A 12,339-nucleotide genomic window follows, 5' to 3' on the forward strand; every position below is an offset into this window, starting at 1 on the left:
GAGTTTCCCGAGCGACGGAATCAGCGCCCGCAATGGACGACGCGACCACCAGCACCGACATTCGCCTTCGCGAAGGCGCCTCGATCGCGCAGCGGCTGGTCATGTCCGGCTTTGCGGCCGCCGTGGCGCTGTGCTTCACGCCGGGCCTGTTCACGCACGACACGTTGGAGGTGATCGTCTCGGTGGCCGCGCTCCTCGTGGGAGCTGCGTTCGTGGTCGGCATCATGCTGGCGCCGGCGGTGGTGTGGATCATCACGCCGAACGAGATCCTGATCGGGCAACAGCGACCGTTCGGAAAGCTCCGGACCAGGATCGTCGCGAAGGACGACATCAGGGGATTACAGGTTCCCGGCAGCAAGCGGGCGAAAGCCCGTTTCCAGCTGGCCTTCACGTTGGCCTCGGGGGAGCGGCTGACGTCCCCGCCGATCTCCGACGTCACGCATGTACGCGACACCGTAGCGCGGATCGCCGCGCAGTTCGATGTCCCCGACGTCGAGTCACCCGTCAATCCGCTCGATGCCAGCAATCCCGAGATGCGTCTCGGCGAGCCGCTCGAGGCGTTTTCCGCGCGGGACATAAGGATTGTCGCGCTGATCGCCGTCGCCTTGTCCGCCGTTCCCTACGCCTACAAGCTCTGGCGTGGATGGCCGCCCAGCCATGTCGACATCCTGCTGCTGCCGCTCGGCGCGATCGCCGCATTCGCGGTTTACAGATACGCCAACCTCGTGACCGGCGCGTTCTGGATCATCCGCGAGAGCGATATCCGCGTCGAACGCCTGTGGGGCGACGGCACGCCGCGCGCCGACCATATCGAGGGGCACGACGTGAAGACGATCAACGTCGACCGCCGCGGCCGATCCGAGGACGAGCACTGCATCGTCACGATCCGGTTGCGCTCGGGGCGACGCTTTCGCAGCCCACGAATCGGGTCCCGGATCGAGGCCCGCGCGGTGGGGACCGAAATCGTCCGGCGTCTCGAGATCGCGCCGGAGAACAACAAGATTTAGCTCTCCCCCGCTTGCGGCGTCGCGATCGCATTTGAAGGCGATCTGACAGAGTCGCCTGCGGCCATCCTTCGAGACGCCCGCCTACGGCGGGCCCTCAGGATGAGGACGGAGTGCGCGGCGACAATTTCGACGGGCTCCGATGCGTCTTAGCCTCATCCTGAGGAGACCGCGAAGCGGTCGTCTCGAAGGACGAGGCGCGCGCTCAAACCGCCGCTAGGAACTCCTGTGCGATCGTCCTCCCCCGCAAGCGGGGGAGGGAGCGCACCACCATTGCCGCGACAATCTAGGCTTTTCGCGCCATCCCCTGTTTGTGGCATTGCCTGGCCTCGTCAAAAAACCAAAGCATTCTCGTGACATACCAGCCGGGCGCGCCATGAACTTGCCACGAAGCTGCCCCTGAGTTCAGATGGTCCAAATGATTTACGCTGTGGCAGCGGGGAGAGCTTGAAATGACGGATTATCGTCGCCTGACCGGGGCGTTCATCGCGGCGCTGGGCCTGGTCCTGACCACCTCATACGCCTCCGCCCAACAGCCCGACCGCGGCGACGAGCCGGGGCTGGTCGCCGACGACGCCTTCCAGCTCGAGCCGGAATGGCAGAAGCAGGTCGTGTACTTCCGCACCACCGAGACGCCGGGCACCATCATCATCTCGACCGCCGAGCGCCACCTCTACCTGGTGCAGCCGGGCGGGCGCGCGATCCGCTACGGCATCGGCGTCGGCCGCGACGGCTTCCAGTGGCAGGGGCTGGTGAACATCACCAACAAGAAGGAGTGGCCGGACTGGACGCCGCCGCCGGAGATGATCCAGCGACAGCCCTATCTGCCGCGCTTCATGGCCGGCGGCCCCGGCAATCCGCTCGGTGCCCGCGCCATGTATCTCGGCACCACCGTCTACCGCATCCACGGCACCAACCGTCCTGATACGATCGGCACCAAGGTATCCTCGGGCTGCTTCCGTCTCGTCAACCATGACGTCGCCGATCTCTACGATCGCGTCCCGGTTGGCACCAAGGTGGTCATCCGACAGAAGCCCGAACTCTGATCTTCCTCGCCTTAGCGAATAGTCCTTTTCCCGATTATTTCGAGAGAGCAACATGATGCGCACTTTTCGAGGCGGCCTGCTGATCGGGCTCGCCGTTGCCGTACTGGTCGGCGCCCTGGCGGTGATCTATGAGTTCTACGATACCCGCACCCTGAAGCGCACCGTTCGCCGCGGCGAGGTGCTGTGCGGCGTCAACAAGGGCCTGCCGGGCTTCTCGATCCCCGATGACAAGGGCAACTGGACCGGATTCGACGTCGATTTCTGTCGCGCGGTGGCAGCCGCCATCTTCAACGATCCCGGCAAGGCCAAGTTCGTTCCACTCGACGCCAGCGAGCGCTTCAAGGAATTGCAGAGCCGCAAGGTGGACATCCTCTCGCGCAACTCGACCTGGAGCATGGCGCGCGAGCTCGACTACGACCTCTATTTCCCGGCGGTGGCCTATTACGACGGCGCCGGCTTCATGCTGCCGCGTTCACGCAACAAGGAGACTTCGCTGGACCTGACCGGCAGCAAGGTCTGCGTGCAGGCTGGCACGACAACGCTGCTTAACGTCGCCGACTACTTCCGTGCCAACAACATGAAGTATGAAGAGGTGAAGTTCGACAAGCTGGATGACGTGGTGAAGGCCTACGACACCGGCAAGTGCGACACGCTCTCCGCCGACGTCTCGCAGCTCTACGCGCTGCGGCTCAATCTCTCCAAGCCCGGCGACCATATGATCCTGCCGGACATGATCTCCAAGGAGCCGCTCGCACCCGTGGTGCGCCAGCGCGACGACGACTGGATGATGATCGTGAAGTGGACGCTCTACGCGATGATCAACGCCGAAGAGCTCGGCGTGAGCTCGGAGAACATCGACGAGGCGCTGAAGTCGAAGAAGCCGGAAGTGATGCGCCTGGTCGGCACCGAGGGCAATTACGGCGAGCAGCTCGGCCTCACCAAGGACTGGGTTGTCCGCATCATCCGCAACGTCGGCAATTACGGCGAGATGTACGAGCGCAACATCGGCGAGAAGTCCAAGCTGAAGATCCCGCGCGGCATGAACCAGCTGTGGAATGCCGGCGGCGTGCAGTACGCGCCGCCGATGCGGTGAGGACGGCCTAACCGCCGTCATTGCGAGCTTGGGTCAAAGCTCGCACCACGTTCTCAATCGTCATGCCCGGGCTTGTCCCGGGCATCTACGTTTTTGAGGCACCGTAAGAACGTGGATGGCCGGGACAAGCCCGGCCATGACGGAGCTTGGGGCAGGCACTCTCCACCCTCTCAACTGTCATCGCCCGGCTTGACCGGGCGATCCAGTATTCCGAGACGCCGATCGTATGCGGACAGGCCGCGGCGTACTGGGTCGCCCGGTCAAGCCGGGCGACGACACCGCGTGTGAGGCGCGCCCTTCGCGCCTCTCCTCAACTCAGCTCAATACCCGCGCGCCCTTGCCAGCTGCTCGGTGTGGTAGTTCGCATCGCCGAACAGCTCCTCGCACACGCGTGCACGCTTCATGAAGAAGCCGATGTCGAACTGGTCGGTCATGCCCATGCCGCCATGCATCTGCACGCCCTCCTGCACCGCGCGCGTGGCGGTGGTGCCGGCGCGGGCCTTGGCCACGGCGACGCTTGATGCGGCCTTGGCGACGTCGGCATCCAGTGCCTGCAGCGCCTTCATCGTGGCGGCGTGGGTGATCTCGATGTCGACATAGAGCTCGGCGGCGCGGTGCTGAAGCGCCTGGAATTCGCCGATCAGCTTGCCGAACTGCTTTCTGTTCTTGAGGTACTCGACGGTGCGGTTGAAGACTTCTTCGCTCAGGCCCACCATCTCGGCGGCGACCGCGCCGCGGCCGATGTCGAGCACGCCGTCGAGCAGCGCTGCACCCTGATCGACCTCGCCGAGCACGCTATCGGCGTTGACCTCGACATTGGCAAGCTCGATCCGTGCCGCGTTGTGCGCGTCGACCATGATGGTACGCTCGATCGCAACGCCCTTGGCCTTGGGATTGACCAGGAACAGCGTCAGCCCTTCACGCTCGCCGGCGGCGCCAGCGGTACGCGCCGCGACGATGAAGAGGTCCGCGACGTGGCCGTCGACGACCAGCGCCTTGGCGCCGGAGAGCTTGAAGCCGTTACCGGCGCGCACCGCCTGGAGGCTGGTCTGAAGCGGACGATGCTTGGCACCTTCGTCGATCGCGAGCGTCGCGAGCAGCGAGCCGTTGGAAATTTTCGGCAAGAATTCCGACTTCTGCGCGGCATTGCCGCCGCGATTCAGGGCCGAGGCCGCGACCACGCTGGTGGCGAGGAACGGCGACGGCATCAAGGTGCGGCCGATCTCTTCCATCACCACACCGGCCTCCATGAAGCCGAGACCGCTGCCGCCGAACTCTTCCGGCACCAGGAGGCCGGCAAAGCCCATCTCGGCGAAGGAATGCCACAGCTCCTTGGAGAAGCCGGTCGGGTCCTTGTTGTCGCGTAGGGATCGCAGGTGCGACACCGGCGCCTTGTCGCTGATCAGCCCGCGCGCTGAGTCGCGGAGCATCGATTGTTCTTCGGTGAGGACGAGGGCCATGTGCGTGTTTCCGATTCGAAAATCTACTTTTTGTTCGTCATTCCGGGATGGCCCGTAGGGCCAGGCCCGGAATCCATAACCACGATCGGGAGTATGGATTCCGGGCTCGCGCTTCCGCCTTCGCTCTTCGAGCTTCGGCGGACAAGTCGCGCGCCCCGGAATGACGGGCGGGTGGTGAGAGCGTGCCTCACGCTCCCGGCAAATCCAGGATGCGCTTGGCGACGATGCCGAGCATCACCTCCGTCGTGCCGCCCTCGATCGAGTTGGCCTTGGTGCGCAGCCAGGCGCGCGGGCGGGCGCCCTGCCTGGAGCGCTCGCTCTCCCATTCCAGCGCGTTGACGCCGCCGGCCGACATCAGGATCTCGTGGCGGCGCTTGTTGAGCTCGGTGCCGTAGTATTTCATCGCGGACGAGAACGCCGGATGCGCCTGGCCGGCCTTGGCGAGATCGACCGCGCGTTCGGCGCAAGCGGCGAGCGCGGCCTCGTCGACGTCGAAGCTCGCGATCCGGCCGCGCAGCATGGAATCGTCGAGCTTGCCTTGTGCATCGGTGCCGACGGAATCCGCCGCGATCTGGCCGAGCGGCCGGCCGACGCCGCGCTCGCCCATGCCTGATATCATCGCGCGCTCATGCTGGAGCAGATATTTTGCGACGTCCCAACCGCGGTTGACCGTGCCGACCACGTGCGACTTCGGCACGCGAACACCGTCGAAGAAGGTTTCGCAGAACGGCGAATAGCCCGAGATCAGCAGGATCGGCTTGGTCGTCACGCCCTTCGAGGCCATGTCGAACAGGATGAAGCTGATGCCGTCGTGCTTCTTCGCGGCGGGATCGGTGCGGACGAGGCAGAAGATCCAGTCGGCGTAGTTGGCGTAAGACGTCCAGATCTTCGAGCCGGTGATGACGAAATCGTCGCCGTCGCTCTCGGCGCGGGTCTGGAGCGAGGCGAGATCGGAGCCGGCGTTCGGCTCGGAATAGCCCTGGCACCAGCGGATCAGGCCCGCCGCGATGTCAGGCAGGTGCTCCTTCTTCTGCGCCTCGTTGCCGTATTTGAGCAGCGCCGGCCCGAGCATCCAGATGCCGAAGCTCGACAGCGGCGGACGCGCGCCCATCCTGGCCATCTCGGCGCGCAGCACCTTGTGCTCGGCAGCGCTCAGGCCACCGCCGCCATATTCCCTCGGCCAGTCAGGCACGGTCCAGCCCTTGTCGCGCATGCGCTCGAACCAGACGCGCTGCGGCTCGGAGGCGAATTTTGTATTGCGCCCGCCCCAGAACACGTCGCCGTCCGAGGTCACGGGCTTGCGCATCTCCGGCGGGCAGTTGGCTTCCAGCCAGGCGCGCGTCTCGCTGCGGAATTTCTCAAGATCGGCGGGTTCAGATTCACTCATGGTCGTTTCCATCAATCAAAAAGACTTGTTGGGCGCGACTCTGAGCCATCGCACCGTGGAATTCAACCACTTCCGTGGCGCTGCATTCGGCTATAGTCGCCGCCACGGCGAGCTTGAAAACAAAGAGGAAATAACAATGCGCCTGAAACTACTTTCGCCTGGCGAAATGAACGAGAGCCAGCGGCAGACCTATGACGAGTCGATTGCCGGCAAGCGCGGCAAGCCGCCGGCGCCGATGATGGCCTGGCTCAACAGCCCCGACATGGCCCGTCACGCCACGCGGCTCGGCGAAGTGCTGCGCTACGACACGATATTCCCCGCCAAGCTTTCGGAGATCGCGATCCTGGTGACGGCGCGGCACTGGACTGCGCATTACGAATGGTATGCGCATAAGCGCCTGGCGCTCCAGGGCGGCATGGATCCTGAGATCATCGACGCGATCCGCGATCGCCGCACGCCTGTCTTCGACGATCCCAAGGGCAAGATGATCTACGACGTCGCGAAGTCGCTGCATGAAGGCCATGGCGTCGAGAAGGGCCTCTACGATGCAGCGGTGAAGGTCCTCAGCGAGCGCGGCGTGGTCGAGGTGATCGGGCTGTGCGGCTATTACACAATGGTGTCGATGACGCTGAACACGTTCGAGTTCGAGCTGCCGGAGGGCGAGGTGCCGGAGCTCTCATAGTTTCGTATCTGGAAACGATGGGTTTCGGGATAGGCAGGTAGCACTGTCCCGGAGCCGGCCTTATCTGGAGTTGGTCAACGGAGCAGCACCATGTCGCAAAGCCCAGCCGTCAATGCCGGCACAAGGATCGGCCACGTTCACCTCAAGGTCGCCGATCTCGATCGCGCGCTCGGCTTCTATTGCGGCGTGCTCGGCTTCGAGCTGATGCAGCGCATGGGCTCGGGCGCGGCGTTCATCTCGGCCGGCGGCTATCATCACCACATCGGGCTCAACACCTGGGAGAGCAAGGGCGGCTCGCCGCCGCCGCCGGGCACGACCGGTCTCTTCCACACCGCGATCCTCTATCCGACGCGGCCCGCGCTGGCGGATGCGCTGCATCGCGTGCTGTCGGCCGGCATTGCGCTCGACGGCGCCAGCGATCACGGCGTCAGCGAGGCGCTGTATCTGCGCGATCCCGACGAGAACGGCGTGGAGCTGTATTGGGACAAGCCGAAAGAGCAATGGCCGCTCGGGCCGGACGGCAAGCTTGCGATGTTCACGAAGCGGCTGGATGTCGAGGCGCTCTTGAAGCAGCGCGAGGCTTAAATACCGCTCTCTCCTCGTCATTGCGAGGAGCGAAGCGACGAAGCAATCCAGACTGTCTCCGCGGAAAGATTCTGGATTGCTTCGCTGCGCTCGCAATGACGGAGTGTGTGGAGGCGCCGTCGCGACTCTAGGCGACCTTTGACCGCGGCTTCCCCCGCACCATGATCAGCGCCGCGGCCGCCACCTCCAGCGCGATACACAGATAGAACGGCAGCGAGTAACCGCCCGAGAAATCTCGCAGGAAGCCGACGACGCCCGGGCCGAACGCATAGGTCACCTGGTTGATCGCCGTATTCAGGCTGATCAGCACGCCGAATGAGGCGGAGTCGAATTCCTGCTGCACGATCAGCGAGGGCAGCGTGATGAGATTGCCGACCGAGAAGCCGAACACGGCGCAGGCCGCGATCAGCACATAGTCGTTGTGCAGGTTGATGATGACGCAAAGCGCCGCGGCCTGGCTGAGGAACGACAGTGCCGAGGCAAGCCGCTGGTTGAGGCGGTCGATCACCATCGAGAACAGCACCCGGCCGATCACCGCCATCGCGGTCAGCACCGCGACCGCCACCGCCGCGCGCTCGCGGCCGATCACGGGATCGAGGAACGAAATCAGGTGCACGATGAAGCCGACCTGCGCGAACAGCACCAGCGCAAAGGCAATCGTCACCGTGAGAAAGCCGACGTCGCGCAACGCCCATGCGCGGATCTCCGTCGACGATTGCGGCCTGGCCTTCGCCGTCGCGTGCCAGCCGTGAAGATCGGGCGGCCGGCCGACGAGAAGCAGGATCACCGGCAGCAGCAACACCAGCATGGCGCCGGCGGCGGCGTACATCGCGCTGGCGAAGCCGACATGGCCGATCAGGGTCACCAGCAGCGGCACGCCGACGATGCCGCCGAAGCTGGCGCCGTTGAGCGCAAGGCTGATCGCCATGCCGCGCTTCTGGTCGAACCACAGGCTGATCGTGTTGGTGATCATGGCGAGACTGGTGCCGGCCCAGCCGAAGGCGAGCACGGCGTCGGCGAGATAGAGCTGCCAGGGCTCGCGCACCGCGCCGATCGCGACCGCAGCCGCCGCCATCGCCAGCGTGCCGGCGATCAGGCAGAGCCGCGGGCCATATTTTCTGACGGCCTCGCCGACGAAGACGACGAGCAGCGCACCGAACAGATAGAAGAACGTCGTGCCCGAGGAGATCAGCGAGGCCGGCCAGCCCCGCGCGCGCTGGAGCTCGGCGACATAGACGCTCTGGCCGTAGAAGCCGAGCCCCCAGCCGAAGGTCGCGAGCAGGAAGCAGACCGCGACGATGCGCCAGCCTTCGTAGCGGAGCGCGGATTCGTCGATTCGGGGCTGTTGAGGATTGTCGAGCATTTGCCGCCTACTCCGTCATGCCCGGGCGTGTCCCGGGCATCCACGTTCTTCGATCCGCGCCCAAGACGTGGATGGCCGGGACAAGCCCGGCCATGACGACATCTAAATAGCCCTCACCCGAAAATCACTTCGACAGCGATCGAACTATCAGCGCTGCTGACAGCCTCCCGCCAACTCAGATCGCATCCGGGAACTCGCCCATCGCCGCGTCCAGCCGCGCCTTGCGGCGGCGGGCCCAGGACGCCAGCGAGAGCACGGCGAGGCCGAGCACCACCGGCGGGAATACCACCATGTTCACCGCGGACCAGCCGTAATTCGCCAGCAGCTGGCCGGAGGAGAACGAGCCGATCGCCATCATGCCGAACACCAGGAAATCGTTGAAGGCCTGCACCTTGTTGCGCTCCTGCGGACGGTGCGTCTCCAGCACCAGCGCGGAGGCGCCGATGAAAGAGAAATTCCAGCCGACACCGAGCACGATCAGCGTGGCCCAGAAATGCATCGCGGTGAGGCCGGAGAGACCGATACCCGCGGCCACGGCCTCCAGCAGCAGGCCGGCGGCGACGATCTTGGGCGCGCCGAAGCGCGCGATGAGCGCGCCGGTGAAGAAGCTCGGCCCGTACATGGCGACGATGTGCCATTGAATGCCGAAATTGGAATCGCTGACACTGAGGCCGCACATCTTCATGGCGAGCGGCGCCGAGGTCATCACCAGGTTCATCATGGGATAGGAGATGACGCCGCACAGCGCGGCCGCGATGAAGCGCGGCTGGGTCACGATGTCGAGCAGCGGCCGGCCGCCGTGCATATCTGCAGGTGCCGGCTTCGGCATATCGACGCCGGCGACGATGCCCATCGCGACCAGCGCAACCGCAGCCTGCACCAGGAAGCTGAAGGCGAACAGATAGGGCGACCAGACGTCCATGGTCCATTGCACGAGTTGCGGACCGAGCACGCCGGCGAACACGCCGCCGGCCATCACCCAGGACACAGCTTTCGGCCGGTAGGCCGCGCTCGCGCCGTCGGCGGCGGCGAAGCGATAGGATTGCGCCACCGCGCCGTAGAGGCCGCCGAGGAAGGTCGCGACGCAGAACAGCGCGAACGAGGCATGCAGGATCGCGAACGAGCCGAGCACGCCGGTGAGGACGCCGCAGCCGGTGCCGATGACGAAGGCCCAGCGGCGGCCGAAGCGGCGCGAGATCGCACCGGTCGGCAGCGTGCCGGCGGCAAGCCCGACGACGTACATCGACAGCGGCACCGTCGCGAGCGACATGTCGGGTGCGAGCGTCGCGCCGACGATCGAGCCGGTGGCGAAGATCACCGCCGAGTTGGCGCCGGTCAGCGCCTGCCCCGCGGCAAGGCGCACCACATTGGCACGCACGCGGGCGTCGGCAGCGATTTCGTGGGCTGTAGTCACGTCTAACATCGGCATTTCCGCCCAAGGATCTTTAAAGAGGACTTGTTGATTCCCGGCACTATGGAGGGGCGCGGGAGGGCGGGCAACCGGCGCAAACGGGCGCAGGCCATGCCTCTGACGCAATCGGGCGGATGATACCGGACCGCGCTATTGACGGCTTGCGCTCGATCAAATCCTATCCGCCGCGACCTCTGGGAGTATCGTTCATGTCTGTCGACGACCGGCCCACGCTCAGCGCTCCCGACGACGATCCCTGGCTCTGGCTGGAGGAGATCGAAGGCAAGCAGGCGCTCGATTTCGTCGCGCGGCAGAATCAACTGACGCTCGCCGCGTTCGGGGGCGCGGCCTTCGAGCGCGACCGCGATGTCCTCGCGGCGATCTACGATCGTCCCGACAACATCCCCTATGTCAGCCGGCGCGGCAGCGACCTACACAATCTCTGGAAGGATGCCACCAACCCGCGCGGCCTGTGGCGGCGAACCACGCTAACGGAGTTTCGCAAACCGCATCCGGCGTGGGAGATCATGCTGGACATCGACCAACTCGCGGCGAGCGAAGGCGAGGACTGGCTGCTGAGCGGGATCGCCACGATGCCCGGACGCTCGCGGGCGATTCTGAGCCTGTCGCGCGGCGGCAGCGACGCCGTCACCTTGCGGGAATTCGACCTCGACACCAAAAGCTTCGTTGCGGACGGATTTACGCTGCCGGAGGCCAAGGGCGGCGTGGACTGGATCGATGCCGATACGCTGCTGCTGTCGAGCGCCCATGGCGAGGGCATGGCGACGACTTCCGGATATTCGCGGACCGTTCGCGTGTGGCGGCGCGGCGAGCCCGTCGATCGGGCGCAGGTAATCCTCGAGACCACGGCCGATCACATGGCGATGTCAGGCATGGCCGACGACACGGGACCGGCGCCGCGGGTGTGGATCGTCGACCAGATCGACTTCTTCAATCACGCGATCTGGCTGCGCGATGCGGCCGGCACGACGACGAAGCTCGATCTGCCGACCGGCATCTGGATGCAGGCGCATGGCGACTGGTTCGCGATGAAGCTGCGCAAGGACTGGCAGGTCGAGGGGCGGACCTACGCCACCGACACCGTGCTCGGCATCTCGCTCTCGGCATTCCTCGCCGGCAGCCGCGATTTCATCGTCCTGTTCGAACCCGGGCCGCGGCAGGCCCTGCAAGGTCTGTTCTGGGCGGCGGGAAAGTTGGTGCTGTCGATCCTCGACGAGCTGCAGCCGCGCTTCGAGATCTTCACACCATCCGCCGGCGACTGGAGCCGCGAGACGCTTCCCGGCCTCCCGCAAATCGGCGTCGTCGACATCTGGCCGCTCGATCGCCATCCGTCCGAGAGCAATGGCGACCTGCTCGCCAATGTGCAGGATCCGCTCAGGCCGCCGTCGCTGCTGTTGCTGGAGCGCGGCGTCGCAAGCCCGACCGTGCTGAAGCAGGCGCCGAAGACGTTCACCGCCGACGGCCTCGTGGTCACACAGCACGAGGCGATCTCGATCGACGGCGAGCGCATTCCCTATGTGCAGACGGGTCCGGCCGGCGAGACCGGCGATGCGCCGGTCTATATGAGCGCCTATGGCGGCTTCGCCCATGCGGTGAAGCCGTACTACAACCCCTCGCTCGGCAAGCTGTGGCTCGAGCGCGGCGGCACCATCGTGCAGGCGAATTTGCGCGGCGGCGGCGAGTTCGGCACCCGCTGGCACGATGCCGGGCGCCTCGCCGGCAAGAAACTCTCGCACGATGATTTCGCGGCCGTTGCCGCCGATCTCGTGCGACGCGGCGTGACGAAGCCAAAGCGGATCGCGGCGCAAGGCGGGTCGAACGGCGGCATCCTCATCACCAACATGCTGGTGCGCTACCCCGAGCGCTTCGGCGCGCTGTTCTGCACGATCCCGCTGATCGACATGCGCCGATACACAAAGCTGCTCGCGGGCGCGAGCTGGATCGCGGAATATGGCGACCCTGATAAGCCCGAAGAGTGGGAGTGGCTGAAGACCTACTCGGCCTATCACAACGTGAAGGCCGGCCAGTCCTATCCGCCGATCCTGATCGCCACGACACGGCGTGACGACCGCGTTCATCCCGGCCACGCGCGCAAGATGGCCGCAAAGCTGCAGGCGATGGGCTACGAGGCCTGGTTCTACGAGCCGGAAGCCGGCGGCCATGGCTACGGCAAGGACAACAAGGAGCGCGCGGGGTTCGAGGTGATCGGCTTCCGGTTCTTGAAGGACAGGATCGGGTGGAAGGACGGGGAGGCGTAGTCGATGCGTCGTCTGCGCGTGTGTAGCTT

General features: G+C 65.3%; 10 protein-coding genes. 6 read left to right on the forward strand and 4 right to left on the reverse strand.

Features of this window, described 5'->3' with window-relative positions; translation table 11 throughout:
• Nucleotides 1-32: 32 nt before the first annotated feature.
• From ABIA90_RS29435 to ABIA90_RS29445, 3 genes are all read left to right on the forward strand, one after another.
• Nucleotides 33-1,007, forward strand: coding sequence for a hypothetical protein (locus tag ABIA90_RS29435; RefSeq protein ID WP_354118964.1), 975 nt, complete (start codon nt 33-35; stop codon nt 1,005-1,007).
• A 449-nt stretch (nt 1,008-1,456) separates the two neighbouring features.
• Nucleotides 1,457-2,050, forward strand: coding sequence for a L,D-transpeptidase (locus ABIA90_RS29440; protein WP_354118965.1), 594 nt, complete (start codon nt 1,457-1,459; stop codon nt 2,048-2,050).
• 55 nt (nt 2,051-2,105) lie between these two features.
• A complete protein-coding gene (locus ABIA90_RS29445; protein ID WP_354119231.1) occupies nt 2,106-3,143 on the forward strand; it encodes an amino acid ABC transporter substrate-binding protein in 1,038 nt (345 codons plus the stop codon).
• 320 nt (nt 3,144-3,463) lie between these two features.
• Here ABIA90_RS29445 and ABIA90_RS29450 read toward each other — a convergent pair whose 3' ends face one another.
• Together ABIA90_RS29450 and ABIA90_RS29455 are read right to left on the reverse strand one after the other, a co-directional pair.
• Nucleotides 3,464-4,603: an acyl-CoA dehydrogenase family protein gene (locus ABIA90_RS29450; protein WP_354118966.1), complete on the reverse strand. Its 1,140-nt coding sequence runs from the start codon at nt 4,601-4,603 to the stop codon at nt 3,464-3,466.
• 187 nt (nt 4,604-4,790) lie between these two features.
• Nucleotides 4,791-5,990, reverse strand: coding sequence for an acyl-CoA dehydrogenase family protein (locus ABIA90_RS29455; RefSeq protein WP_354118967.1), 1,200 nt, complete (start codon nt 5,988-5,990; stop codon nt 4,791-4,793).
• Between the two features lie 136 nt (nt 5,991-6,126).
• Here ABIA90_RS29455 and ABIA90_RS29460 point away from each other — a divergent pair, with 136 nt between their 5' ends.
• Nucleotides 6,127-6,672: a carboxymuconolactone decarboxylase family protein gene (locus tag ABIA90_RS29460; protein ID WP_063985937.1), complete on the forward strand. Its 546-nt coding sequence runs from the start codon at nt 6,127-6,129 to the stop codon at nt 6,670-6,672.
• 90 nt (nt 6,673-6,762) lie between these two features.
• Nucleotides 6,763-7,257 (forward strand): VOC family protein, encoded by a 495-nt coding sequence (locus tag ABIA90_RS29465; protein WP_354118968.1) that lies wholly within the window; start codon nt 6,763-6,765, stop codon nt 7,255-7,257.
• A gap of 127 nt (nt 7,258-7,384) precedes the next feature.
• Here the strand turns inward: ABIA90_RS29465 and ABIA90_RS29470 are convergent, their stop codons facing one another.
• Nucleotides 7,385-8,620, reverse strand: a complete 1,236-nt coding sequence (locus ABIA90_RS29470; RefSeq protein ID WP_354118969.1) for an MFS transporter — start codon at nt 8,618-8,620, stop codon at nt 7,385-7,387.
• A gap of 175 nt (nt 8,621-8,795) precedes the next feature.
• Nucleotides 8,796-10,043: an MFS transporter gene (locus ABIA90_RS29475; protein ID WP_354118970.1), complete on the reverse strand. Its 1,248-nt coding sequence runs from the start codon at nt 10,041-10,043 to the stop codon at nt 8,796-8,798.
• Nucleotides 10,044-10,240: 197 nt separating this feature from the next.
• On the opposite strand from ABIA90_RS29475, the gene ABIA90_RS29480 reads away from it, so the two are divergent.
• The gene (locus ABIA90_RS29480; RefSeq protein WP_354118971.1) at nt 10,241-12,310 is read left to right on the forward strand and encodes a prolyl oligopeptidase family serine peptidase; all 2,070 of its coding nucleotides are present in this window, start codon (nt 10,241-10,243) and stop codon (nt 12,308-12,310) included.
• The last annotated feature ends 29 nt before the right edge of the window (nt 12,311-12,339 follow it).

The organism is Bradyrhizobium sp. LA6.8 (genome assembly GCF_040547935.1).
GTDB lineage: Bacteria > Pseudomonadota > Alphaproteobacteria > Rhizobiales > Xanthobacteraceae > Bradyrhizobium > Bradyrhizobium barranii.